The sequence below is a fragment of the Citrobacter amalonaticus genome (assembly GCF_001559075.2).
Classification (GTDB): Bacteria; Pseudomonadota; Gammaproteobacteria; order Enterobacterales; family Enterobacteriaceae; genus Citrobacter_A; species Citrobacter_A amalonaticus_F.
Genome location: NZ_CP014015.2, coordinates 2,501,328 through 2,527,143 on the forward strand (window position 1 = coordinate 2,501,328; position 25,816 = coordinate 2,527,143).

Sequence of the window (25,816 nt, forward strand, 5' to 3'; positions counted from 1 at the left end):
TAACTTATAGAAAATATCAGGGTTATTTTGTGACGTTTTTCTCTGCGCCTGAGCGTATCCTTTTTTCCATTCTAATGACTCGCCTGCATACCCCGTACCGCGTATCGCCTTGATGCGGCACGACAAAAAATAAAAATATACCCTACACAATGAGCGAGAATTTTATGGAAACGGCAACGAACAGTAGCGTCATTCTCGACGCCAGCGCCCCTGCGCGCCGGGCTGGAATGACAGAGAGTGAGTGGCGGGAAGCGATTAAATTCGACAGTACCGACACCGGTTGGGTCATTATGAGTATCGGGATGGCGATTGGCGCGGGGATTGTTTTTCTCCCGGTCCAGGTCGGTTTGATGGGGCTGTGGGTCTTTTTGCTCTCGTCGGTTATCGGTTATCCCGCTATGTATCTGTTTCAGCGTCTGTTTATTAATACGCTGGCGGAGTCCCCGGAATGTAAAGATTATCCCAGCGTCATCAGCGGGTATCTGGGGAAAAACTGGGGCATTCTGTTAGGCGCGCTGTACTTTGTGATGCTGGTTATCTGGATGTTCGTTTATTCCACCGCTATCACCAACGACAGCGCTTCCTATTTGCATACTTTTGGTGTGACAGAGGGACTGCTATCCGATAACCCGTTCTATGGTCTGGTGCTGATCTGCATTCTCGTGGCTATCTCTTCACGCGGTGAGAAACTGTTGTTCAAAATCTCTACCGGTATGGTGCTGACCAAACTGCTGGTCGTGGCGGCGCTGGGGGTGTCGATGGTTGGCATGTGGCATTTGTACAATATTGGCGCGTTGCCGCCGATGGCGCTGCTGGTTAAGAACGCGATTATCACGCTACCGTTTACCCTGACCTCAATCCTGTTTATCCAGACCCTGAGCCCGATGGTGATCTCCTACCGCTCCCGTGAGAAATCCGTCGAGGTGGCGCGTCACAAAGCGCTACGCGCCATGAATATTGCCTTCGGCATTTTGTTTGTCACCGTGTTCTTCTACGCCGTCTCCTTTACGCTGGCAATGGGACACGACGAAGCGGTTAAAGCCTATGAGCAGAATATCTCCGCGCTGGCGATTGCTGCACAGTTCATCAGCGGTGCGGGCGCCGGTTGGGTGAAAGTCGTGAGCGTCATCCTGAACATTTTCGCCGTGATGACCGCGTTCTTTGGCGTCTATTTAGGCTTTCGCGAAGCCACGCAGGGGATTGCGATGAACATTCTGCGTCGCAAACTGCCGGCTGAGAAGATCAATGAAACGCTGGTGCAGCGCGGCATCATGCTGTTTGCCATTTTACTGGCCTGGAGCGCTATCGTGCTCAACGCGCCGGTTCTGAGTTTTACGTCGATTTGTAGTCCCATTTTCGGCATGGTGGGATGTTTGATCCCCGCCTGGCTGGTCTACAAAGTCCCTGCATTGCACAAATACAAAGGGGCGTCGCTGTATCTGATTATCGTCACCGGTTTGTTGCTGTGCGTATCTCCGTTCCTGGCTTTTTCCTGATTTATCCTGAAGGTTGTTGTTATGTCTGAGACGATAAAAAATCCGTTGTGGCAGCGTTTCATCCGCGCAGTAGAGGAAGAGGTGAAACCCGCACTGGGCTGTACGGAACCGGTTTCCCTTGCACTGGCAGCGGCGGTGGCGGCCTCTGAACTGCAGGGCGCGGTGGAGCGAATCGATGCCTGGGTCTCGCCCAATCTGATGAAAAACGGACTGGGGGTGACGGTGCCGGGAACCGGTATGGTTGGGCTGCCAATCGCCGCCGCGCTGGGGGCGATTGGCGGGAATGCGAACGCCGGACTGGAGGTGCTGAAAGATGCCTCCGCGCAGGCCATTGCCGATGCGAAAGCGATGCTGAAAGCGGGCAAGGTGTCGGTGATGTTGCAGCAACCCTGTGATGACATCCTGTTTTCTCGCGCAAAGGTCTATAGCCATGACGGCTGGGCGTGCGTCACCATTGTCGGCGGTCATACTCACATTGTGCGGATCGAAACCCATACCGGCGTGAAGTTTACTCAGCAGGCGAATGCGGACGATGAGGCGCAGGAATCGCCGTTGGCGGTGCTTTCTGAGACCTCGCTGGAAGAAATTCTGGCGTTTGTGAATACCGTACCGTTCGACGCTATTCGTTTTATTCTCGACGCCGCCCGACTTAACGGCGCGCTGTCACAGGAAGGGTTACGGGGAAACTGGGGACTGCACATTGGCGCAACGCTGGAAAAGCAGTGCGCACGCGGTCTGCTGGCAAACGATCTTTCGACGGCGATCCTTATCCGGACCAGTGCGGCGTCGGATGCGCGTATGGGCGGCGCGACGCTGCCCGCCATGAGTAACTCCGGCTCCGGCAATCAGGGGATCACCGCCACGGTACCGGTGATGGTGGTGGCTGAACACTTTGGCGTGGATGAAGAAAAACTGGCGCGTGCGCTGATGCTTTCCCATCTGAGCGCAATCTACATACACCACCAGCTCCCGCGTCTGTCGGCGCTGTGTGCTGCGACGACCGCCGCGATGGGTGCCGCGGCAGGGATGGCCTGGCTGGTGGACGAAGGGCGCTACAGCACGATCTCGATGGCGATCAGCAGCATGATTGGCGATGTCAGCGGAATGATTTGCGATGGGGCATCTAACAGTTGTGCGATGAAAGTCTCCACCAGTGCTTCTGCGGCGTGGAAGGCGGTGCTGATGGCGTTGGACGATACGGCGGTCACCGGTAACGAAGGGATTGTGGCGCACAACGTGGAACAATCTATTGCCAACCTGTGCGCGTTGGCGTGTCATTCTATGCAGCAAACGGACAAACAGATTATCGAGATCATGGCCCGTAAAGCGCATTAAGTGGAGGGCTGACAGCCTGATGGCGCGACGCTTATCCGGCCTACGAACGTGTAGGCCTGATAAAGCGCTTGCGCTGTCATCCGGCAATGAGGATCAGGCGGCAGCGTCTTCCTCGGAAAGACGAACTTCGGCGTCCGCGACAATCGCCTCCAGCTCGGTCAGCATCGCCTCGTAGTCAAACGCACGGGGCGCGGTGTCGGTTTCTGCCGTTGCCACTTTCCCTGTCGGGGCCTGTTTTTTCGCTTTCTTACTCATACACCACTCCGGTTACCGATTACACCGGCAAATCTATCAGCAAAGCGCGTAACGGCGTATCGGCAACGAGCGTTATGTTAGCTTCGTCACGAATAAAGGCCCCGTCACCACAGGTCAGCGCTTCACGCGCTTCATCGTGGGTGACGGCGTGAAAGGTGCCGTGAATGGACTGCAAATAAGCGCGCGGGCCGTGAAGCTGAAAACTCAGTGACTCGCCCTGATTCAGCTCAATATGGTGTACCCACGCCTGCTGGCGCAACTGTAGACTGCCGTTCTCACCATCGGGTGAGGCGATCAGTTGCTGTTTAGCCTTCGTCAGTTTTGTCTTCTGCACCAGAGCATTCTCGCGCTCAGGACAGGCGTCGAGCCACAATTGCATACGCGTAAGCGGTTTGTCTTTGCTGATATTATGTTCGCTGTAGCTGATACCCGGCTGCGCCGCGAGCAGCAACGCTTCACCCGCCTGGGCCTGCACATGGTTGCCTTCACTGTCACGATACTCTGCAACGCCTTCGAGAATCAGATTAAGCACGTCCACCTTTGGCCAGGTGCGCGGCTGGAAGGACGCACCGGGCGCCAGGACTTCCTGATTGAGCACACGCAGCGATGCGTAGCCCAGCAGTTTTGGGTCGAAATAGTGTCCAAAGGAGAAGGTATAACGGGCCTGCAGCCAGCCGTAGTCTGCTTGTCCGCATTGTTTGGCTGTTCGGGTAGTAATCATAGTTCTTGACCTCTCTTTACTTCCTTTTATGTTAAGGGGCTGGACGCTGCATTGTTAGCCAGATATTCTGCCCGGTATGTTCAAATTTCCTGAATGAGAACGATATGGCCAAAGAAAGGGCGTTAACGCTTGAGGCATTACGCGTAATGGACGCGATAGATCGCCGCGGTAGCTTTGCCGCAGCGGCCGATGAACTGGGGCGCGTGCCGTCTGCGCTCAGCTACACCATGCAGAAGCTGGAAGAAGAGCTGGATGTGGTGTTGTTTGACCGCTCCGGACATCGAACAAAATTCACAAACGTTGGGCGCATGCTGCTGGAAAGAGGGCGTGTGCTGCTGGAGGCGGCAGATAAGCTCACCACGGACGCTGAGGCGCTGGCGCGAGGGTGGGAAACGCATCTGACCATTGTGACCGAGGCGCTGGTGCCAACCCCGGCCTTTTTCCCGCTGATCGACAAACTGGCTGTTAAAGCCAATACGCAGCTTTCGGTGATTACCGAGGTGCTGGCGGGGGCGTGGGAGCGCCTGGAACAAGGCCGGGCGGATATTGTGGTGGCCCCGGACATGCACTTTCGTTCGTCGTCAGAAATTAATTCCCGCAAGCTGTATACTCTGATGAACGTCTATGTTGCCGCGCCGGATCACCCGATTCATCAGGAGCCGGAGCCGCTGTCGGAAGTAACGCGGGTGAAGTATCGCGGCGTTGCGGTCGCGGATACCGCGCGTGAACGTCCGGTATTAACCGTGCAACTGCTGGATAAGCAAGCGCGCCTCACCGTCAGCACCATCGAAGATAAGCGTCAGGCGTTGCTGGCAGGATTAGGGGTGGCGACGATGCCGTATCCGCTGGTGGAACAGGATATTGCGGAAGGACGACTGCGCGTGGTCAGTCCGGAATCGACCAGCGAGATTGACATCATTATGGCCTGGCGAAGAGACAGTATGGGGGAAGCTAAAGCCTGGTGTCTGCGTGAAATTCCCAAACTGTTTGCCAGGAAATAAACGACGCTTTCTTCAGGATTACCATATTCGGGGCAAACCGATTGCCCCGAAGCCGATCAGCGCATTTCGTTTTACTTAGGGTTTGGCCCGAAGCGGTTTTCACCTGGCGTGCCGTCCTGACAGTTGAAGATGAGGATCACCAACCAGCCGATGACGGGAATCACTAACAGTAACAGCCACCAGGCCGTTCGATCAGTGTCGTGCAGACGTCGGAACTGAACGGCCCAACTGGGTAAAAAGACGAGGATCGCGTAAATCGTCGTCAGTATTCCTTCTCCTCCGGCGCGCTGCCAGCCAAGCATCTTATCCAGGACGCCCAGAACGAACGTGAAGATAATGTTGACCAGCACAAACATCCAGAACTCTTTGCGACGGGCCCGACCGCCGAAACCAATGTAATTGCGTAAAACGTTTATATACCAGTCCATTTTCGCCTCAACCTTGTGACAATCACTTGTTTTCAAAGCAATCAGAATAAGAATAGATGCGAATGATTAGGTGGTAAATGTCTGAATAGTGAATTAATAAGGCACCGCGAAGGGTGCCTTGAGAGGGATGACAAACTTCATCCCGATACCGGACAAGCAGAGCGCTCCTTAATTAAAAACCAGGAAAATCAATTCATTGATTTTCGGCTGATAATCACAAAGAAGGAAAAACCCCGTTTTTTCCTTCTTTGTCAGCGGTCTGAGGCACCGCGAAGGGTGCCTGGATTCACTCTTTGAAACGGCTGTCACGCCCGTGCGGTTCGTCGAGATCCTGCCACGGGCCAATGGAGATAATGCCCGTCGGGTTAATGGTCTTATGACTGCGGAAATAGTGATTGCGAATATGATCAAAATTGACCGTTTCCGCGATGCCTGGCATCTGATAAATATCACGCAGAAAACCATACAGGTTGAGATAGTCGCTGATGCGATGCTTGTCGCATTTGAAATGTGTGACATACACCGGATCAAAGCGGATGAGCGTTGTCCATAAGCGAATATCAGCCTCTGTGAGTCGATTACCTGTCAGATAGCGATGCTGACCGAGGATCTGCTCCAGTCGCGCCAGCGCGGTAAAGACGTTTTCTACCGCGTCATCATAGGCTTGCTGACTGGTGGCGAAGCCCGCTTTATAGACGCCATTGTTAACGTTGTCATAAATCCAGCCGTTCAGTTCGTCGATCTTGTTGCGCAGTTCAGGGGGATAGTAGTCCCCGGCTTTTGCACCCTGCGCATCGAACGCCGTATTGAACATGCGAATGATTTCAGCAGATTCATTACTGACAATCGTATGGTTCTTTTTATCCCACAAGACTGGCACGGTGACGCGGCCGCTGTAATGGGGATCGGCGTGCAGGTAAAGCTGATACAGAAATTCGTGCTGATATAAGGTATCGCCTGTGGCCGCCGGGAAATCATCGTCAAAAGTCCAGCCGTTTTCCAGCATCAGTGGATTCACGACCGAGACGGAGATAAACGGCTCCAGTCCCTTGAGCTTACGCAGAATTAACGTACGGTGCGCCCATGGACAGGCGAGAGAAACATACAGGTGATAGCGGTCTTTTTCTGCCGCAAAACCGCCTTCGCCGGAAGGGCCCGGCGCGCCATCCGGCGTGAGCCAGTTGCGGAATGCCGATACCGAACGTTGAAATTTGCCCCCGGTGGATTTGGTGTCATACCAGGTGTCATGCCAGACGCCGTCGATCAGTTGTCCCATGATTTCTTTCCCTCAGATAGCAAAAACGAGGAGAAAATCCCCTCGTTCTTTTTCATTCATTATAGAGCGCTTACCACTTTTTGTTCAGTACACGGTCGATACTGAATGCGCCCGGACCGGTGATGCCCAGCAGCAGGAAGCCGCCAGCGATGGTCAGGTTTTTCATGAACATCAGTGAGTTCACGCCTTCTGCAAAGTTGCTGTGGAAGATAAACGCGGTCAGCAGTGTAAAGCCTGCGGTAAACAGCGCGGTGGTACGGGTCAGGAAACCGAACAGAATCGCCAGACCGCCGCCGAACTCAAGCAAAATGGTCAGTGGCAGCAGGAATCCCGGAACGCCCATCGCTTCCATATACTGTTGGGTACCTGCGTAACCGGTGATTTTTCCCCAACCTGCAGTAATAAACAGGATTGGCATCAGAATACGCGCTACCAGTACACCAACATCTTCTAATTTTTTCATTCTTCTCTCCAGGAACTACACAGACTGCTGATTTTGTTTTTTGGGTGCAATTTCGCGGTGTTCCGCGTCATTGCTGTCGATGGAGAGAATCATAAGCGTGAAGAATGAGAATTGTTAGCAAGGAAAACTGTCAATATCTTTCAAAAATTTTGATTTTTCGGTGGGGCGATATTGAAGATTGGGTAAGCGAAGCGCTCCCGGTACAGCTGCCGGATGGCGGCTACGCCTTATCCGGCCTACATATTGAGTGTGAGAGTCGGATAAGCGAAGCGCCATTAGGCGAAGTAGGAAGAGGTCGAGTGCGTAGGCCTGATAAGCGAAGCGCCATCAGGCAACAGATGAGCGCAGCGTCTTTTTAATCAGTCGCCAGGCGCTCCAGACGCCGAACCCGCGCCTTGCCCAACGCACGAGCAGGTTAGGGTGGCGAATCGTCCAGATCGCCATCACGCTGCTGCCGACCAGCGCCCAGGAGCGCAAGCTCAGCAGCGTGTTCCAGCCACGATCGTAAGCGCCCGTGGCATCCAGCCAGTCACGACGACTGGCTGAAAGATCCAGCCGTTGCTGTTGGATCTCACGAAGCAGTTGGGCCTTACGTTGTGCGCGTTCGACTTTACCGCTCACGGCTCTCCTCCTCGAGCAATTGCCGGTCATTCGCCAGTTCATGGCGGGTATGGCGCAATAACGTGGAGCGCCGCGCTTTTCGCAGCGTCCATATTCCGCCAATAAGCGCCAGAGCCAGCAGAACGACCGTGGTGGCAATCATCGCATTGAGCCGATACTGCGGGTCGACGGCCCAGATGATTAACACCATCAGGCTCATCAAACCAAATGCAGCGAAAAGCATGGTGAGTCCCAGCATCAGCAGAAGCTGAAAAAGGTTCGCCTTTTCTTCTTCAAGCTCGACGACGGCCAGACGCAACCGCGTTTCCACCATCTCAACGAGAAGAGTGACAATCCGCTGCCCGATACCCAGAACGCTTTTCCCGGGCCCTTGTGCGTGATGAGGATCCGCCATCATTAACGACGCGTCAGCAGAACGCCCAGCACAACGCCCACGGCCGCGCCAATCCCGACGCCGGTCCACGGATTTTCGCGCACATAGTCGTCAGCACGCGCAGCGGCTTCACGGGTCTGTTTGGCAATGGCATCACCCGTTTCACCGAGGCGATAGCGGCTCTCTTTCAGCGCACGCTCGGCTTTACTGCGGAGCTTACTCAACTCTTCTTTCGATTTATCACCAGAGGAGTTCAGCACCTCTTCCAGCGTATCGGCCAGGGATTTCAACTCAGCGCGCAGATGTTCCGATGTGTTTTCTTTCGACATAGTATTCTCCAGGTGAGTAAGTGGTACTGATACTTAGTAGTCGCGAGCCTCGAGCTCTTTCAGTTCCGCTCGCGCTTCAGCCAGTTTACGCTCGCGTTTGGCAATTTTGTCCGCATCGCCTTTTTGCTTTGCTTCGGCGAGATCGCGCTGACGTTCGGCGATTTCTTCCTTCTGCTCAGCAATTTTTTCCTGATGATCGGCACGCAGCTTGCTGTCAGTACAGTGGGCCCTGACTTCGCTGAGCGCTTTTTTCAGCCCATTGATGCGATTCTGGTTATTGTGCTTCTCGGCGTAGCTGATTTCCCGTTGAATATCCTGCTCTTTTTCCTGGCAGAGCGTGTTAGCGTAGCTGCCGGCACTGAGGGCGAAAAGGGAGATAGCGAAAGCGATGCGGTATTTCATTCTTGAACCTTCCATTGTGACTCGTCCCCATGAATTCAGGAACGATGATCCAGTGATAAAGCGACAGGGTGACCCCATCGCCTCATTAATCATAGACATTAATCGCAGAAATCACCAAAGTGGGTGATATGATTCGGATTCCTGGAGATTACCCTACCCGATGTGGAGTGTCGCGTAAACGTGACAACCACTGGACGGCCTGATTGCTATCATCCTGCTGGGCAATGATGTAGCCGTGCGGCAGCGTTTTGTCGAGCACCGCTTTGGCGGCGGCACTCTGGGCGCTGGAATCGAAAGTGATGAGCAGAGTGTCATTCTTCGGTGTAATGCTTTTAAAACGAATGCCGTTAGCGTCGAGGTGATGCCAGATCGAGAAGCCGTCCGGCACGCTGGCCCCCTGGTGAACGGCACGGATCGCCAGCGTGGATTCTTGCTGACGAACGGCTGACCAGACTAACAGCATGGCGCTCAACGCCAGCAGAAAGGCGGTGCTCCAGGCCAGTTGTTTAAGCGTTATGCGCGGTTTCAGCATCCCTTACCCTCGATTCCCGTATTTCTTTTTCCACAGGACGACCAGTGAACCGCCCAGGCCAAAAACCAGTAGCACGACGGGTAACAGCATCAGGCATGACATCAGCTGATCTTCATACTTCAGAAATACCGGCGTTTTCCCCAGCAGATAACCCAGGCTGGTTAAAATCAGCACCCACAGCAAGCCACTCATCCAGTTGAAAAATTGAAAGCGGGCATTATTCAGGCCGGATAAGCCAGCGATGGTAGGCAGTAAGGTACGAACAAATGCGATAAAACGACCAATCAGCAGGGCGGAAAGACCATGCTTATGGAACAAATGGTGCGCGCGTTGGTGATAGTGGGCCGGTAGGTGCGATAACCAGTTTTGTACGATGCGGGTATTGCCCAGCCATCGACCCTGAATATAGCTCAGCCAGCAACCGAGGCTTGCCGCTGCGGTCAGCAACAGAATGGTTTGCGGAAAGCCCATGGCACCTTTGGCAATCAGAACGCCCACTAACACCAGCAAACTGTCGCCAGGCAAAAAGGCGGCTGGCAGCAACCCGTTCTCCAGAAACAGAATCATAAATAAAACAAAATACAGCATGCCAATCATGGAAGGATTGGCCAGTGTTTCAAAATCCTGCGCCCACAGGGCATGCAGTAATTGAGTCAAAAGTTCCATTCAGTATTCCAGGTCGAATTGGTTAACGTCACGCCGGGTTTAACAGTTTGCTACGCCGCATCATTGTTAGTGTTTTACATGGTGTGCGGACGGCGCAAAGCCGCGGCCTGAACTATTCCCTGTTAAGAGTTATGAAGTAAGCAAGCACTGACAAACATAAATTCGAATTGCATCTAATTGTAACAAAGGTCAACGTAGTCCGTTATAGAAATTACACGTCCGTGAAAGGTGATTTTGCTGATCGCAGGAGAGGGTGGCGAGAGGATTTACACAGGCTGACACTTTATACCTTTCGCTTACTGACAGGCGCAGCGGCGCGCCTGTCGAATCAAGAACGTTTATTTTGTCGCGTTAGCCGCCGTATCGAGATGAACGACCGGATTTTCGGCAAACAGATAACGGTCGGCATTAAATTCAAAATCGTCGCTGGTTTCATTGAACAGCATGATTTTCGTGTTTTCGAGATGCTGCCACATCGCCAGTTTTGCCGCATGCGGGTCTTTGCGGATCAATGCCTTCAGGATTTGATCGTGGTCGTCGCACCAGTTATCTACGGTACGCGCATCAATATGTTCGTGCAGTTTCTTCCAGTACGGGTTGTGACTACGCTGTGTCCACATTTTTTCCACGATAGCAGCCAGTGCGGAGTTCTGCGTGGCTAACGCGACCTGAATGTGGAATTGCAGGTCCCATTCGGAGTCGCGGAAACATTTTTCGTTGCGCGCCTGTTCCTGGATCGCCATCAGTTTCATGATGTCCTGCTTGGTGACCTGGGTGGCGGCAAACTCCGCAATGTTGCTTTCGATAAGCTGACGTGCCTGGAGCAATTCAAAAGGACCGTAGTTGGCAAATTCCAGCGACTCGTCAGTGGCCTGCTGGTGGCGCGGTTGATTGGAAATCACGTGGATCCCGGAACCCTTGCGGACCTCAACAAACCCTTCGACTTCCAGCATGATGATGGCTTCACGAACCACGGTACGGCTGACATTTTTTTCATCGGCAATAAAACGCTCTGCAGGCAACTTATCACCCACCAGGTAAACACCCTGTTCGATGCGCTCTTTTAAATCAGCAGCAAGTTGTTGATACAAACGTCGTGGTTCAGTGATTTCCATATGCACTCCAGGCATGATACGGCAGACTGTATTTGTTATACCACTTTCGCGAGTTTGGCTCTATACGCAGAAACGAAAAAGCCGCCTGCGAGTGCCAGCAGGCGGCTGAGATTACTTATGCGTTATCCGTCGGCAGGCTAACTTTGCGCCGCTGGTTCATCGAACTGCGGGCCAGAATCGACGTCACTGGCCGGTTTGTTTTGCAGCACGGTCCAGATAACCAGCGCGCCCAACAGGTCGAACACGGCCAGTACCGCAAACAGCGGGCTGAAGCCAATGGTGTCTGCCAGCGCGCCGACCACCAGGGCGAACAGCGTACTCGCCAGCCAGGCGGACATCCCGGTCAGACCGTTCGCCGTTGCCACTTCGTTACGACCAAAGACATCAGAAGAGAGCGTAATCAGCGCACCGGACAGAGCCTGGTGAGCAAAACCACCAATACACAGCAGCATGATGGCGATGTATGGGCTGGTGAACAGACCGATCATCCCTGGGCCAATCATCAGTACGGCGCCCAGCGTAACGACCATTTTGCGCGAGACAATAAGGTTAACGCCAAACCAGCGCTGGAACAGCGGCGGCAGATAGCCACCCACGATGCAACCGAGGTCTGCAAACAGCATCGGCATCCAGGCGAACATCGCAATTTCTTTCAGGTTAAAGCCATAGACTTTGAACATGAACAGCGGGATCCAGGCGTTAAACGTCCCCCAGGCCGGTTCTGCCAGGAAACGCGGCAGGGCGATACCCCAGAACTGGCGGTTACGCAGGATCTGCGCGAGTGACATTTTCTTTTTGGTGCTGTTTTTGTGCTGCGCTTCCTGACCATTAATAATGTAGTCGCGCTCTTCGTCCGTCAGTTTTTTCTGGTCACGCGGATGCTTATAGAAGATAAGCCAGGACATGGCCCAGATGAAGCTCAGGACACCAGAGATGATGAACGCCATCTGCCAGCTGTGCATCACGATCGCCCAGACAACCAGCGGCGGGGCAATCATCGCACCGATAGAGGAGCCGACGTTAAAGTAGCCGACTGCAATGGAGCGCTCTTTCGCCGGGAACCATTCGGAACTGGCTTTCAGTCCCGCCGGGATCATCGCGGCTTCTGCCGCACCGACCGCGCCACGCGCCAGCGCCAGGCCACCCCAGCTTCCTGCCAGCGCGGTTGCGCCACAGAAAACGGCCCATAGCACGGCAAACATTGCGTAGCCTATTTTGGTACCCAGTATATCCAGCACATAGCCGGCAACAGGTTGCATGACAGTGTAAGCAGCAGAATAGGCTGCGATGATATAGGAGTACTGTTGGGTGGAGATGTGCAACTCTTCCATCAGAGTTGGCGCCGCTGCCGCCACAGTGTTACGCGTCAGGTAACCCAGCACGGTGCCTAGCGTCACCAGCGCAATCATGTACCAACGTAACCCTTTAATTTTACGCATGTAAAACCTCATCGTTTTGTTATTTCCGCAAAGATCGCGGTCATCTTCCTGCCTGTGGCAGAGGATGCTGTTTACGACGGGGTAACCAAAAAAAAGCCGGTACGCCCGAACGTTGCCATAAATAAATTTTGCTAATTCGGTTTCCGTACCGGTCAATCCGATGATGAATCATCGGTAACTTTGCATTCCGTCGGCTTATGTATCGCGACGGCAGAAAGATAACTTGTCATACAACTTTAAAAGGTGAGTGCCATCACAAAAGTGTGAATCTTAGCAGGGTTATTATTTCGATTAGGCGATGCCAGAGCTGGCGCGGCCTGGGGCGATGTTTACCACTTCGAGGGTAAACAATTTGTCAGCATTTATTGATCTATCTCACGAAAATATCTACAGACTATGGAAATTGGTGTGATAACTTTGTCAGCATCGCTACATAAGCAATCAGACGCACTCGTTGAGAGGAAGACGATAATGACCCCGTTTATGACAGAAGATTTTCTACTTGATACTGAATTTGCCCGCCGTCTGTATCATGATTACGCTAAAGACCAACCTATCTTCGATTACCATTGCCATCTGCCGCCGCAGCAAATCGCCGAAGACTACCGATTCAAGAATCTGTATGACATCTGGCTGAAAGGCGACCATTACAAATGGCGCGCGATGCGCACCAACGGTGTCGCCGAGCGCCTGTGTACCGGCGACGCTTCTGACCGCGAGAAGTTTGACGCGTGGGCGGCGACGGTTCCGCATACTATCGGCAACCCGTTATACCACTGGACACACCTTGAACTGCGTCGCCCATTCGGCGTGACAGGTAAGCTGCTTTCTCCGTCGACGGCGGATGAAATCTGGAATCAGTGCAACGAACTGCTGGCGCAGGATAAATTCTCCGCGCGCGGCATCATGCAGCAGATGAATGTGAAAATGGTCGGCACGACTGACGATCCGATCGATTCGCTGGAGCATCACGCAACGGTCGCAAAAGACAGCAGCTTCTCCGTGAAAGTCTTGCCGAGCTGGCGTCCGGATAAAGCCTTCAATATTGAGCAGGCGACCTTCAACGATTACATGGCAAAACTGGGTGAAGTGTCTGACACCGACATTCGCCGTTTTACCGATCTGCAAAGCGCGCTGACCAAACGTCTGGATCACTTCGCGGCGCACGGCTGCAAAGTTTCCGACCACGCGCTGGATGTGGTGCTGTTCGCCGAGTCCAGCGACGCTGAACTGGATAGCATTCTGGCACGTCGCCTGGCGGGCGAGACGCTGAACGAACATGAAGTGGCGCAGTTCAAAACGGCTGTGCTGGTGTTCCTGGGCGCGGAATATGCGCGTCGCGGTTGGGTACAGCAGTACCATATTGGCGCCCTGCGCAATAACAACCTGCGCCAGTTCAAACTGCTGGGACCGGATGTGGGCTTTGACTCCATCAACGACCGTCCGATGGCTGAAGAGCTGTCAAAACTGCTCAGCAAGCAGAACGAAGAAAACCTGTTGCCGAAAACCATTCTCTACTGCCTGAACCCGCGCGATAACGAGGTGCTGGGCACCATGATCGGCAACTTCCAGGGGGAAGGGATGCCGGGCAAAATGCAGTTCGGTTCCGGCTGGTGGTTCAACGATCAGAAAGACGGCATGGAACGTCAGATGACGCAGCTGGCGCAATTGGGTCTGTTAAGCCGCTTTGTCGGCATGCTGACCGACAGCCGCAGCTTCCTCTCCTACACCCGTCATGAATACTTCCGCCGCATTCTGTGCCAGATGATTGGTCGTTGGGTACAGGCCGGTGAAGCGCCGGCGGATATTCAACTGCTGGGTGAGATGGTGAAAAACATTTGCTTTAACAATGCGCGTGATTACTTCGCCATTGAACTGAACTAAGGTCCGGGGTTGATATGCAATACATCAAAATCCATGTGCAGGATAACGTTGCGGTCGCGCTGGCTGATTTGGCGCAGGGAACAGAAGTCACTGTGGACAACCACACCGTAACGCTTCGCCAGGATGTTGCTCGCGGACATAAATTTGCTCTGAGTGACATTAAGAAAGGGGCGTACGTGATTAAGTATGGCCAGCCTATCGGCCATGCTTTGGCGGACATTGCGGCGGGTGAACATATTCACGCCCACAATACTCGCACCAATCTGAGCGATTTGGATGAGTATAGCTATCAACCTGATTTTCAGGATCTCCCTGCGCAACCAGCGGATCGCGACGTGCAGATTTATCGTCGCGCTAACGGGGACGTCGGGGTACGAAACGAACTCTGGATCCTGCCAACCGTTGGCTGCGTCAACGGGATTGCGCGCCAGATCCAGAGCCGTTTCCTGAAAGAGACCCATGATGCCGAGGGCACCGACGGTGTCTTCCTGTTCAGCCACACTTACGGCTGCTCGCAGCTTGGCGACGATCACATCAATACCCGGACGATGCTGCAAAACATGGTCCGTCACCCGAATGCCGGCGCGGTGCTGGTGATTGGCCTGGGGTGTGAAAACAACCAGGTCGATGCTTTCCGCGAAACGCTGGGCGACTTCGATCCTGAACGCGTGCACTTTATGATTTGTCAGCATCAGGACGATGAAGTGGAGGCCGGAGTTGAGCATCTCCATCAGCTTTATGACGTGATGCGTCATGACAAACGCGAGCCGGGGAAACTGAGCGAGCTGAAGTTTGGTCTGGAGTGTGGCGGTTCTGACGGGCTTTCCGGGATCACCGCGAATCCGATGCTCGGTCGCTTCTCTGACTACATGATTGCCAACGGCGGCACCACCGTGCTGACCGAAGTGCCGGAGATGTTCGGTGCGGAGCAACTGCTGATGAGTCACTGTCGCGACGAAGAGACGTTCGGCAAACTGGTCACCATGGTCAATGACTTCAAGCAGTATTTTATCGCCCACAACCAGCCGATTTACGAGAACCCCTCGCCGGGTAACAAAGCCGGTGGGATCACCACACTGGAAGATAAGTCGCTGGGCTGCACGCAGAAAGCGGGTTCCAGCCAGGTGGTTGACGTGCTGCGCTACGGCGAGCGTCTGAAAACCCACGGGCTGAATCTGCTGAGCGCGCCGGGCAATGATGCGGTTGCTACCAGTGCGCTGGCGGGGGCCGGTTGTCATATGGTGTTGTTCAGCACCGGTCGCGGTACCCCTTACGGCGGATTTGTGCCGACGGTGAAAATCGCCACCAACAGTGAACTGGCCGCGAAGAAAAAGCACTGGATCGACTTTGATGCGGGTCAGTTGATTCACGGCAAAGCGATGCCGCAACTGCTGAATGAGTTCGTGGATACCATCGTCGATTTTGCGAACGGCAAGCCGACCTGTAACGAACGCAATGATTTCCGCGAACTGGCTATCTTTAAAAGCGGCGTAACGTTGTAATTACCCTTTCCCTTTCGGGTAATCACGAGAATCTGGATTTTAAAAACGACGTTTCATATGATGAAGCGTCGTTTGTTTTTGTATTTCCTGACAAGGATCTCCCATGACCGCGTATTGGCTGGCTCAGGGCGTCGGTGTGCTCGCGTTTCTGATTGGCATTACGACGTTTTTCAATCGCGATGAGCGCCGCTTCCGACTCCAGCTTGCCGTTTATAGCGCCACGATAGGCGTACACTTCTTTCTGATGGGCGCCTGGCCCGCCGGGATGAGCGCGGAACTCAATACCGTGCGTACCCTGGTGTCGATGCGCACCCGCAAACTGTGGGTGATGGCGCTGTTCATTATCCTCACGCTGGTGCTTGGGCTGGCAAAACTACAGCATGCGATGGAAATTCTGCCCATCATCGGCACGCTCGCCAGTACCTGGGCGCTGTTCCGCTGTAAAGGATTAACGGTGCGCTGCGTGATGTGGTGCGCAACTGCCTGCTGGGTGGTACACAACTTCTGGCTAGGATCGATCGGCGGTACGCTGATTGAAGGCAGTTTTCTGGTGATGAACGGGCTGAACATTATCCGCTTCTGGCGTATGAAACGCCGGGGTATCGATCCGTTCAAAATTGAGAAAAGCGTACAGGAAGAGAACCCTTCCGCCAGATGACGGAAGGGGCTGGGGCTTAGCTGCGCAGAGGATTATTCGCCAGACGTTCGTCTTCAGCCTGGCAGGCTGCCGCGGTAAACAGAACGTCAGTTGACGAGTTCAGCGCGGTTTCACAGGAATCCTGCAGCACGCCGATGATAAAGCCGACAGCAACCACCTGCATGGCGATATCGTTCGGGATACCAAACATATTACAGGCCAGCGGGATCAGCAGCAGCGAGCCACCCGCAACACCCGATGCGCCACAGGCACACAGAGAAGCGACGACGCTCAACAGCAGCGCGGTAGGCAGATCTACCGGGATCCCCAGCGTATTGACCGCCGCCAGCGTTAACACCGTAATGGTGATCGCCGCGCCCGCCATATTGATGGTTGCGCCCAGCGGGATAGAAACGGAATAGGTATCGCGATCCAGATTCAGTTTTTCACACAGCGCCATATTCACCGGAATATTCGCTGCGGAACTGCGAGTGAAGAAGGCGTAAACGCCGCTTTCACGCAGGCAGGCAAAGACCAGCGGATATGGGTTGCGACGAATTTTCCAGAACACCAGCAGCGGGTTGATAACCAGCGCGACCAGCGCCATACAGCCGACCAGCACAACCAGCAGTTGCGCGTAGCCCCACAGCGTTGCGAACCCAGTGGTCGCCAGCGTGGAAGAAACCAGACCAAAAATACCGATCGGGGCAAAACGAATCACCAGTTTCACCATAAAGGTAACGGCGTTCGACATATCATTGACCAGATTTTTGGTGGTGTCATTGCCGTGGCGCAGAGCAAAACCAAGGCCGACCGCCCACACCAGAATGCCGATATAGTTGGCATTCAGCAGTGCATCAATGGGGTTGGAAACCATGCTCATCAGCAAACCACGCAGTACTTCCACGATGCCTGACGGCGGCACGATATCATGCGAACTGGTGGCCAGATGCAACGTTGAAGGGAAGGCGAAGCTGAAGACTACCGCGGCGAGCGCCGCAGAAAACGTCCCCAACAGATAGAGAAACAGAATCGGGCGAATGCTGGTTTTTTGCCCGTGCTGATGGTTCGCGATCGACGCCATCACTAGCATCAGAACCAGCACCGGTGCGACGGCTTTTAATGCGCCGACGAACAGCGTGCCGAGCAGGCCAACGGCAATGGCCGCCGGTTTTGAAATCCATGCCAGTAAGATCCCCAGTACGAGACCCACCAAAATTTGTTTTACCAGGCTTCCTTGAGCCAAACGCTGGAGCAGCCCCGATGAACGTTGCGTAGTCATTTCTTGATCCTTTCATTGTGTTATTGCCCATCCTCTGGACGTTCTTGGGACGTCTCTTTCCGGATGTAACAAAGTGTTTGCCTGGTTGAGTATAAGGAAAGATAACGCTTCGGGAAGCGAAATATGCTGGATTTTATGTTGCGGTCATATTTTATAACTTTGCATTAACAATGATGTGACATGTTCTGCAAATAGCAGACGTCAGATTGTCTATTGGCCGGGGACGCGCTAGCGCCGCCCGGCACGACAGAATTACGCCTGTTGTTTCTTATCATGCTGGTAGTTGACCCAGGCATTGATCAGTAACGTCACGACCAGGATGCCAAACACCACGCCGAGCGAAATCGCAATCGGGATATGGTAAAAGTCGACGATCAGCATCTTTATACCGATAAACACCAGGATCACCGCCAGACCGTATTTCAGCATGGAGAAACGCTCTGCAACCCCAGACAGCAGGAAGTACATGGCACGCAAGCCCAGGATCGCGAACAGGTTCGAGGTCAGGACGATGAACGGATCGATGGTAACGGCGAAGATGGCGGGAATACTGTCGACCGCAAAAATAACGTCGCTCAGTTCCACCAGAATCAGCACCAGCAGCAGCGGCGTGGCATACAGCAGACCCTTTTTACGCACAAAGAAATGCTCGTTTTCGATGGTATCCGTCATACGCAGATGTCCACGCAGCCAGCGCACCAGCGGTCGGTCGCCGATACCGGAATTGTCCTCTTTCGCCAGCGCCATTTTCACTCCGGTAAACAGGAGGAATGCGCCAAACAGGTACAGGATCCAGTCGAACTGGGTGATAAGCCAGGTACCGGCAAAAATCATGACTGTACGCAGGATAATCGCGCCCAATACGCCGTACACCAGTACCCGACGTTGCAGGGCAGGCGGCACCGAGAAGTAGCTGAACAACATCAGCCAGACAAAGACGTTATCGACGGCGAGGGATTTTTCGATCAGATAACCGGTGAGGAACGCCAGCGCCTGCGGATCGGCAACGGCGCGGCCTTCGGTTTGTACCAGGTACCACCAGAATGCAGCGTTAAACAACAGCGAGAGCGTGACCCAGACCAGGGACCAGGCAGCCGCTTGCTTCATGGTCATCGTATGTACGCCACGACGCCCCTGCAAAAAGAGGTCGATAGCCAGCATGATCACCACAACAACAGCGAATCCGCCCCATAACAACGGTGTGCCGACAGTATTCATCATCATTCCTTACACATAAAAAAACGGCCAACGTCGGAAGACGTCAGCCGCTGCTTTTTTATGCATAGACCTCGCCTTCCGGCAAGGTCTCACTTACAACAAAAAAAGAATGCGTTAACGCATTCCTTTTTCGTTGCCCGGTGACCGGATGTGGTTTTTCACACATCGTAATGACGATCGACCGACAATGAAGTTACTCCCCTTTGCAGGTAACAAAATATGACAGGCCACGCATTCCGTCAATGGCCTGTAACATCTGTTTTACAATGTTTTACGCAGTGGCTGCGCGGCTGACATCGTCTGCCGGGAAGATGACGCCGGTCTGGCGACGAATCTCGGTTAACAGTTTTGCCGTGATGCGACTGTTGGACAATCCAGGGTGATTCACTTCATTGGCGTCCACCAGTGCTGCGAACGCCTGTGCCTCATACAGCATAGTATTGATGTGCTGCGGTTGGGTAAGGTCCTGGGTTTTCCCGCCGCGTGGAACAAAGCAGACCTTCTGGCATTCGGAGATTTTTTCGATCACCAGCGATCCGGCTTCGCCCTGGATTTCGCTGTCGATAACGGAGTCGCTCACTTTGGAATGCTGAAGAGTGACGCTGAAATCACCGTAGTTCATCACCACCACGCCGTGGGCATCGACGCCACTTTCCAGCAGACTGGCAGAGGCCTGTACGCTGTGCGGTTCCCCCCACAGCGCCACGGCAGAAGCCAGGCAGTAGAAACCGATGTCCATGATCGAGCCGTTTGAGAAGGCCGGGTTAAAGGTGTTCGGGTTTTCGCCGTCAAGATAGCGCTGATAGCGCGACGAGTACTGGCAGTAATTGAGGAACGCTTTGCGCACCTTACCCACTTTCGGCAGTGACTGCTGTAACAGCAGGAAGTTAGGCAGACTGGCGGTTTTAAACGCTTCGTAAAGCACCACTTGATTTTCCCGCGCACAGGCGATGGCGGCTTCGACTTCGGCCAGATTCGACGCCAGCGGCTTCTCGCAGATCACATGCTTTTTATGGCTCAGAAACAGTTGGGTCTGGGGAAAGTGCAGCGAGTTCGGGCTGGCAATGTACACCGCGTCAATCGCATCGCTTTGCGCCATCGCATCCAGCGAGGTAAACAGATGCTCGACGAGGTAATCATTGGCGAAGGTTTGCGCCTGTTCGAGGCTGCGGGAATAGACTGCGGTTAGCTTATATTTGCCGGTCTCATGGGCGGCATCCACAAACTGGCGGGTGATCCAGTTTGTGCCAATCACTGCGAAACGTATCATAAATGCCTTCAGGCTCCATAAAGGGATTCTGTCGTCAATTTAACACGCCTTTATGACAAAGCCAGTGCGCTACTGCGCAGTTTCCTTTAACGACAACTGCGTCAACCAGAGGCGGGTATCAAATTCCAACTGGTGATAGTGCGGTTCCATGTGACAGCAAAGTTGATAAAACGCCTTGTTGTGCTCCTTTTCCTTCAGATGCGCCAGTTCGTGGACGACGATCATTCGCAAAAAGGGTTCCGGCGCGTTGCGAAACACGGTGGCGACGCGGATCTCGGCTTTCGCTTTCAGTTTGCCGCCCTGTACGCGAGAGACTGCCGTGTGCAGGCCGAGCGCATTCTTCAGCACGTGGATCTTATTGTCATACATTACTTTGTTGATCGGCGGGGCATTACGCAGAAACTGACTTTTCAGATCCTGGGTGTATTGCCAGAGCGCTTTATCCGTCGCGAAATCATGCGTTCCCGGATAGCGTTTTTCCAGCACCGCGCCCAGGCGCTGCTCGGCAATCAGCGTGCGCACCTGCGAAAGCAGGTTCTCCGGGTAGCCCTGGAGGTAAGTTAATTGGCTCATCGTCACCCATGCAAATCATAAAAAGTGTATACTCACGCACCCTTTTACGGGATACGCCGAAATTTTACCATTCAGGAGGGCCGATGAGCCACACAGACAACGGTTTCCGTTCACTGACACTAAAACGTTTCCCGGAAACGGACGACGTTAACCCACTGTTGGCGTGGGAAGCGGCCGATGACTATCTGCTGCAACAGGTGGACGATACGGAGATTCGCGGCCCGGTGCTGATCCTGAATGATACCTTCGGTGCGCTGAGCTGTGCGCTGGCGGAGCAGTCGCCGTACAGCATTGGCGATTCTTATTTAAGCGAACTGGCCACGCGGGAAAACCTGCGCCATAACGACATCGCGGAGTCCAGCGTCAAGTTTCTCGACAGCACGGCAGAGTACCCGCAGGCGCCAGGCGTGGTACTGATCAAAGTGCCGAAAACGCTGGCACTGCTTGAGCAACAGCTGCGCGCGCTGCGAAAAGTGGTGACCCCGCAAACCCGTATCATTGCTGGCGCGAAGGCGCGGGATATCCATAACTCTACGCTGGAGCTGTTTGAGAAAGTGCTCGGTCCAACGACCACCACGCTGGCGTGGAAAAAGGCGCGTCTCATCCATTGCACCTTCAGCGAGCCGACGCTGGCCGATGCGCCGGAAACGCTGAGCTGGAAACTGGAAGGCACCGACTGGACCATCCATAACCATGCCAACGTCTTCTCCCGCACCGGGCTGGATATTGGCGCCCGCTTCTTTATGCAGCACTTGCCAGAGAATCTGGAAGGGGAGATTGTCGATCTCGGCTGTGGCAACGGGGTAATTGGCCTGACGCTGCTGGAAAAAAATCCGCAGGCTAACGTGGTCTTTGTCGATGAATCCCCAATGGCGGTGGCTTCCAGCCGTCTGAATGTGGAAACTAACCTGCCTGAAGCCATCGATCGCTGCGAGTTTATGATTAACAACGCGCTGTCCGGAGTGGAGCCTTTTCGTTTTAACGCCGTACTGTGCAATCCGCCGTTCCATCAGAAGCATGCGCTGACGGATAACATTGCCTGGGAAATGTTCCACCACGCCCGTCGCTGCCTGAAGATCAACGGCGAGCTGTATATCGTCGCCAACCGTCACCTCGACTACTTCCACAAGCTGAAGAAGATCTTCGGCAACTGCGCCACCGTTGCCACCAACAATAAGTTTGTGGTGCTTAAAGCGGTGAAAGTCGGTCGTCGCCGCTAACGTTTTGCCGGATGACGGCTGCGCCTTATCCGGCCTACGTATTGGGAGGCTATCCCGTAGGCCTGATAAGCGTAGCGCCATCAGGCACTTTAAATTCCCAATGCCAGACGGGTGCCCTGGGCAATGGCCCGGCGGGCATCCAGTTCCATCGCCACATCACAGCCGCCGATTAAGTGCACGGTTTTTCCCGTCGCACGCAGCGGTTCCGCCAGCTCACGTCGCGGCTCCTGACCCGCACAAATAATGACGTTATCGACTTCCAGCGTCTGCGCTTCACCGCCGATCAACACGTGCAGGCCGACATCGTCGATCTTCTGATAGCTGACTGCCGGGATCATCTTCACACCGCGTGAAAGCAGCGTGGTGCGATGGATCCAGCCGGTGGTTTTCCCCAGTCCCTCGCCGGGTTTGCTGGCCTTACGCTGGAGCATCACAATCTGGCGCGGGCTGCGAGTCAAATGCGGGCCTTCCGGACGTAATCCGCCGGCCTGTTGCAGGCTGGTGTCGATACCCCATTCCACACAGAAATCGGCAATGCTCTGGCTGGTGGGTTCGCCGGGCTGACTCAGGTACATCGCGGTATCAAAGCCGATCCCGCCGCAGCCAACGATCGCCACCCGACGTCCCACCGGGGTTTTGTCGCGCAGCACGTCGAGATAGGTTAAGACCTTCGGATGATCAATGCCGTCGATCGGCGGCCTGCGCGGCTCGATCCCGCTGGCGAGGATCACTTCATCGAATGCCTGCAGATCGTCTGCCGCGACATAATGATTCAGTTTCAGCGTTACGCCGGTGATATCGATCATCCGACGGTAATAGCGGAGCGTTTCATAAAACTCCTCTTTACCGGGGATCTGTTTGGCGATGTTAAACTGCCCGCCGATCTCGCCCAGCGCATCAAAGAGAGTAACATGATGACCGCGTGCCGCCGCATTGATGGCAAAGGCAAGGCCCGCCGGGCCCGCGCCGACGACAGCCAGATTTTTTATTGTGGAAGCCGGAAAAACAGGCATTTTGGTTTCATGGCACGCGCGAGGATTTACCAGGCACGACGTGACTTTGCCGACGAAGATCTGATCCAGGCATGCCTGATTACAGCCGATGCAGGTGTTAATTTCATCGGCACGCCCCGATTGCGCTTTCGACAGCAGTTCGGCATCCGCGAGAAACGGGCGCGCCATCGACACCATATCGGCATCGCCACGCGCCAGAATTTCATCGGCAACCTGCGGATCGTTAATGCGGTTAGTGGTGACCAGCGGCAGCGAAACGTGACCTTTCAGTTTACGCGTCACCCAACTAAAGGCACCGCGAGGCACCGGTGTGGCGATGGTGGGAATGCGCGCTTCGTGCCAGCCAATCCCGGTGTTGATGAGCGTTGCGCCTGCGGCTTCGATGGCCTGCGCCAGTTGCACCGTTTCTGCAAAGGTGCCGCCGTTTTCTACCAGATCAAGCATCGACAGGCGGTAGATAATAATAAAGTCGTTCCCCACCCTCTGACGCACTGCACGCACCACTTCAACGGCAAAGCGCATACGCCGGGCATAATCACCGCCCCATTCATCGTCGCGCTGGTTGGTGCGCAAGGCGAGAAACTCGTTAATCAGGTAGCCTTCCGAACCCATTACCTCCACGCCGTCGTAACCCGCTTCCCGCGCCAGCTGGGCACAGTGCGCGAAGTCCTCTATCAGTTGCAGAACTTCTTCGTGGCTCAGGGCGTGCGGCGTAAACCGGTTGATTGGCGCCTGAATCGCGGAAGGGGCTACCAGTTGTGGTTGATAGCTGTAGCGCCCGGTATGGAGGATCTGTAGGGCAATTTTTCCGCCTTCGTTGTGTACGGCATCGGTAATGACGCGATGATGTGCCACCTGACGAGCATCATTGAGCGTGGCACCGCCTTCCATTCCGACACCAGACTGGGCAGGTGCAATCCCCCCCGTGACAATCAGTGCGACGCCGTGCCGGGCACGCTCAGCATAGAAAGCGGCCAGGCGTTCCGCGCCATCAGGATACTCTTCAAGTCCCGTGTGCATTGAACCCATCAGCACACGGTTTTTAAGCTGAGTAAAGCCGAGATCAAGCGGGGCGAACAGCGACGGATAGCTCATAAGATTGTCCAGTATGTAAAATTATTGTTATGTGGTCGGATGAGTTACTAATTTAGCCGTCGGCGGGTAAAAGGGAAAAGGGGAATGCGATGATTGTGATGGGATTCAAAAAAAGTGTGTGCCGTTGTAGGCCGGATAAGCGCAGCGCCATCCGGCACTGACTTACCCGGCATAGATTTACATCTCTTCCACGTTCACCCGCAGTGCCGCCAGCGCTTTACGCGTGGCTTTCAGCACTTGCTCACACTGCTCAATGGTCAGCGTTAACGGTGGTTCGATGCGGATCGTTTTCGAGTTGTTGAGCGTTCCGGCAACCAGGACTCGCTGGCGAAACATCTCGCTGGCGAAACTGTAGCCGGTTTCATTGTCGACAAACTCGATTGCCATCAGCATCCCTTTCCCGCGGGCGTCCTGCACCAGGTCAGGATACTCCCGCGCCAGTTGGCGAAAACCGTCCAGCAGGATATCGCCTTTCTGTTCCGCTTGTGCCGGCAAGTTCTGCTCCAGCAGCACATTGATGGTCGCCAGCGCGGCCGCACAAGCCAGTGGATTACCACCAAAAGTAGTGGTGTGCAGGAAGGGGTTATCGAACAGTACCGAGAAAACCTCTTCGGTGGCGATCGTCGCGCCAATCGGCATCACGCCGCCTCCCAGCGCTTTTGCCAGGCAGAGAATGTCTGGCTGCACGTTCTCATGCTCGCAGGCAAACATCTTGCCGGTACGCCCCATCCCGGTCTGGACTTCATCGAGGATCATCAGCGCGCCAAACTCGTCGCAGAGTTTACGTACGGCGGTGAGATAACCCTGCGGTGGCAGGATCACGCCGCCTTCACCCTGAATAGGTTCCAGAATCACCGCTGCCACATCATCTCCGGTTTTTTTGCACTCGCTGAGCGCGGTACGCATGGCCTCAATATTCCCGAATGGCACATGACGGAAGCCCGGCAGCAGCGGCATAAACGGCTTGCGGAACGTGGATTTGGCGGTGGCGGACAGCGCGCCCAGCGACTTACCGTGGAACGCGCCGCTGGTGGCGATAAAGGTAAATTTGCCCCGCGGTGACTGATACGCCTTCGCCAGTTTCAGCGCCGCTTCGACCGATTCGGTACCACTGTTGCAGAAGAAGCTGTATTTCAGTTTTCCGGGTGCCAGGGCGGCAAGGGTTTTTGCCAGCATGGCCCGCAGTGGGTCAAGCAGTTCCTGACTATGCAGAGGTTGTTTCGCGAGTTGATTCTGTACGGCGGAAACCACAACTGGATTACGGTGCCCCACGTTGAAAATTCCAAAACCTCCCAGGCAGTCGACAAACTCCTGTCCTTGGGTGTCGACAAGCGTATTCAGACCTCCCGCTTGCCACTCTACGGCTCCGTAATCCCCGCCGGCGGTAACAGATTTGCGATACTCTAAAAATCCCGGATTGACATGCTCTTTGAAATAATCAATCACCTCTCGGTTAAGTGCTTTCATCTCCTCATGATCAAGCGTTCGCTTCTCAATGAGATTCAGTGCGTGCGCACTACAGGCCAAAGCCGAGGCGCTGGAAGGTAACCTGTTCAAAATATGCTCCCGGAGATCGCGTATCACATGATACCGATTTAAGTATTGCAGGGATTGCGCCATCCCGGCGGCGCTGATGAAAATCGGGATAAACACCAGGGAGAACTGTTATT

26 protein-coding genes are annotated in these 25,816 nt (G+C 54.4%); 7 read left to right on the top strand and 19 right to left on the bottom strand.

All coding sequences use genetic code 11. The features are described 5' to 3' along the window. The first annotated feature begins 164 nt into the window (after nt 1–164). Nucleotides 165–1,496, top strand: coding sequence for an amino acid permease (locus tag AL479_RS12145; RefSeq protein ID WP_061076225.1), 1,332 nt, complete (start codon nt 165–167; stop codon nt 1,494–1,496). A 21-nt stretch (nt 1,497–1,517) separates the two neighbouring features. Then, complete coding sequence (locus AL479_RS12150; RefSeq protein ID WP_061076226.1) at nt 1,518–2,831, top strand: serine dehydratase subunit alpha family protein; 1,314 nt, start codon at nt 1,518–1,520, stop codon at nt 2,829–2,831. Nucleotides 2,832–2,924: 93 nt separating this feature from the next. Here AL479_RS12150 and AL479_RS23950 read toward each other — a convergent pair whose 3' ends face one another. Together AL479_RS23950 and AL479_RS12155 are read right to left on the bottom strand one after the other, a co-directional pair. Next, on the bottom strand, nt 2,925–3,086 hold the full coding sequence (locus AL479_RS23950; RefSeq protein WP_187394394.1) for a hypothetical protein: 162 nt from the start codon (nt 3,084–3,086) through the stop codon (nt 2,925–2,927). A 19-nt stretch (nt 3,087–3,105) separates the two neighbouring features. Next, nucleotides 3,106–3,807, bottom strand: a complete 702-nt coding sequence (locus AL479_RS12155; protein WP_061076227.1) for a pirin family protein — start codon at nt 3,805–3,807, stop codon at nt 3,106–3,108. Nucleotides 3,808–3,911: 104 nt separating this feature from the next. Between AL479_RS12155 and yhaJ the strand changes: the two genes are divergently transcribed. Next, nucleotides 3,912–4,808 (top strand): DNA-binding transcriptional regulator YhaJ, encoded by an 897-nt coding sequence (yhaJ, locus tag AL479_RS12160; protein WP_061076228.1) that lies wholly within the window; start codon nt 3,912–3,914, stop codon nt 4,806–4,808. 71 nt (nt 4,809–4,879) lie between these two features. On the opposite strand, the gene AL479_RS12165 is transcribed toward yhaJ, so the two are convergent. The 11 genes from AL479_RS12165 to exuT all read right to left on the bottom strand — a co-directional run bounded on the left by AL479_RS12165 (nt 4,880) and on the right by exuT (nt 12,452). Beyond that, nucleotides 4,880–5,236: a DUF805 domain-containing protein gene (locus AL479_RS12165; RefSeq protein WP_061076229.1), complete on the bottom strand. Its 357-nt coding sequence runs from the start codon at nt 5,234–5,236 to the stop codon at nt 4,880–4,882. A 286-nt stretch (nt 5,237–5,522) separates the two neighbouring features. Continuing rightward, nucleotides 5,523–6,512 carry a glutathione S-transferase family protein gene (locus AL479_RS12170; RefSeq protein ID WP_061076230.1) on the bottom strand — a complete coding sequence of 330 codons (990 nt, stop codon included), beginning with the start codon at nt 6,510–6,512 and terminating at the stop codon, nt 5,523–5,525. Nucleotides 6,513–6,582: 70 nt separating this feature from the next. Then, nucleotides 6,583–6,975 (bottom strand): DoxX family protein, encoded by a 393-nt coding sequence (locus tag AL479_RS12175; RefSeq protein ID WP_040073926.1) that lies wholly within the window; start codon nt 6,973–6,975, stop codon nt 6,583–6,585. Between the two features lie 327 nt (nt 6,976–7,302). Continuing rightward, entirely contained in the window at nt 7,303–7,596 is a 294-nt protein-coding gene (locus AL479_RS12180) for a YqjK-like family protein (protein WP_061076231.1), read from the bottom strand. Continuing rightward, a complete protein-coding gene (locus AL479_RS12185) occupies nt 7,586–7,990 on the bottom strand; it encodes a phage holin family protein (RefSeq protein WP_061077969.1) in 405 nt (134 codons plus the stop codon). Before AL479_RS12185 ends, AL479_RS12180 begins: the two co-directional genes overlap by 11 nt. A 2-nt stretch (nt 7,991–7,992) precedes the next feature. Beyond that, the gene (locus AL479_RS12190) at nt 7,993–8,298 is read right to left on the bottom strand and encodes a DUF883 family protein (RefSeq protein ID WP_061076232.1); all 306 of its coding nucleotides are present in this window, start codon (nt 8,296–8,298) and stop codon (nt 7,993–7,995) included. A gap of 33 nt (nt 8,299–8,331) precedes the next feature. Next, nucleotides 8,332–8,700 (bottom strand): DUF1090 domain-containing protein, encoded by a 369-nt coding sequence (locus tag AL479_RS12195; protein WP_061076233.1) that lies wholly within the window; start codon nt 8,698–8,700, stop codon nt 8,332–8,334. A 148-nt stretch (nt 8,701–8,848) separates the two neighbouring features. Then, the gene (gene mzrA / locus AL479_RS12200; RefSeq protein WP_061076234.1) at nt 8,849–9,232 is read right to left on the bottom strand and encodes an EnvZ/OmpR regulon moderator MzrA; all 384 of its coding nucleotides are present in this window, start codon (nt 9,230–9,232) and stop codon (nt 8,849–8,851) included. Between the two features lie 3 nt (nt 9,233–9,235). Further along, the gene (gene yqjA, locus AL479_RS12205; protein ID WP_042998225.1) at nt 9,236–9,898 is read right to left on the bottom strand and encodes a DedA family general envelope maintenance protein YqjA; all 663 of its coding nucleotides are present in this window, start codon (nt 9,896–9,898) and stop codon (nt 9,236–9,238) included. Between the two features lie 338 nt (nt 9,899–10,236). Then, nucleotides 10,237–11,013, bottom strand: coding sequence for a transcriptional regulator ExuR (gene exuR, locus AL479_RS12210; protein WP_061076235.1), 777 nt, complete (start codon nt 11,011–11,013; stop codon nt 10,237–10,239). Between the two features lie 137 nt (nt 11,014–11,150). Further along, on the bottom strand, nt 11,151–12,452 hold the full coding sequence (gene exuT, locus AL479_RS12215; RefSeq protein ID WP_061077970.1) for a hexuronate transporter ExuT: 1,302 nt from the start codon (nt 12,450–12,452) through the stop codon (nt 11,151–11,153). Nucleotides 12,453–12,923: 471 nt separating this feature from the next. Between exuT and uxaC the strand changes: the two genes are divergently transcribed. The 3 genes from uxaC to AL479_RS12230 all read left to right on the top strand — a co-directional run bounded on the left by uxaC (nt 12,924) and on the right by AL479_RS12230 (nt 16,496). Then, entirely contained in the window at nt 12,924–14,336 is a 1,413-nt protein-coding gene (uxaC, locus tag AL479_RS12220) for a glucuronate isomerase (RefSeq protein ID WP_061076236.1), read from the top strand. Between the two features lie 14 nt (nt 14,337–14,350). Beyond that, nucleotides 14,351–15,838, top strand: coding sequence for a UxaA family hydrolase (locus tag AL479_RS12225; RefSeq protein ID WP_061076237.1), 1,488 nt, complete (start codon nt 14,351–14,353; stop codon nt 15,836–15,838). Nucleotides 15,839–15,941: 103 nt separating this feature from the next. After that, nucleotides 15,942–16,496 (top strand): YgjV family protein, encoded by a 555-nt coding sequence (locus tag AL479_RS12230; protein WP_061076238.1) that lies wholly within the window; start codon nt 15,942–15,944, stop codon nt 16,494–16,496. A gap of 16 nt (nt 16,497–16,512) precedes the next feature. Here the strand turns inward: AL479_RS12230 and sstT are convergent, their stop codons facing one another. The 4 genes from sstT to AL479_RS12250 all read right to left on the bottom strand — a co-directional run bounded on the left by sstT (nt 16,513) and on the right by AL479_RS12250 (nt 20,818). Further along, the gene (gene sstT, locus AL479_RS12235) at nt 16,513–17,757 is read right to left on the bottom strand and encodes a serine/threonine transporter SstT (RefSeq protein ID WP_061076239.1); all 1,245 of its coding nucleotides are present in this window, start codon (nt 17,755–17,757) and stop codon (nt 16,513–16,515) included. Nucleotides 17,758–18,009: 252 nt separating this feature from the next. Next, nucleotides 18,010–18,975 (bottom strand): TerC family protein, encoded by a 966-nt coding sequence (locus tag AL479_RS12240; RefSeq protein ID WP_061076240.1) that lies wholly within the window; start codon nt 18,973–18,975, stop codon nt 18,010–18,012. Nucleotides 18,976–19,246: 271 nt separating this feature from the next. Next, entirely contained in the window at nt 19,247–20,245 is a 999-nt protein-coding gene (locus AL479_RS12245) for a Gfo/Idh/MocA family protein (protein ID WP_061076241.1), read from the bottom strand. 69 nt (nt 20,246–20,314) lie between these two features. Further along, on the bottom strand, nt 20,315–20,818 hold the full coding sequence (locus tag AL479_RS12250) for a M48 family metallopeptidase (RefSeq protein WP_061076242.1): 504 nt from the start codon (nt 20,816–20,818) through the stop codon (nt 20,315–20,317). 83 nt (nt 20,819–20,901) lie between these two features. On the opposite strand from AL479_RS12250, the gene rlmG reads away from it, so the two are divergent. After that, on the top strand, nt 20,902–22,038 hold the full coding sequence (gene rlmG / locus AL479_RS12255; RefSeq protein WP_061076243.1) for a 23S rRNA (guanine(1835)-N(2))-methyltransferase RlmG: 1,137 nt from the start codon (nt 20,902–20,904) through the stop codon (nt 22,036–22,038). Nucleotides 22,039–22,127: 89 nt separating this feature from the next. Here rlmG and AL479_RS12265 read toward each other — a convergent pair whose 3' ends face one another. Next, nucleotides 22,128–24,146 (bottom strand): NADPH-dependent 2,4-dienoyl-CoA reductase, encoded by a 2,019-nt coding sequence (locus tag AL479_RS12265; RefSeq protein WP_061076244.1) that lies wholly within the window; start codon nt 24,144–24,146, stop codon nt 22,128–22,130. A gap of 177 nt (nt 24,147–24,323) precedes the next feature. After that, complete coding sequence (gene ygjG, locus AL479_RS12270) at nt 24,324–25,703, bottom strand: putrescine aminotransferase (protein ID WP_192479192.1); 1,380 nt, start codon at nt 25,701–25,703, stop codon at nt 24,324–24,326. Between the last annotated feature and the right edge of the window lie 113 nt (nt 25,704–25,816).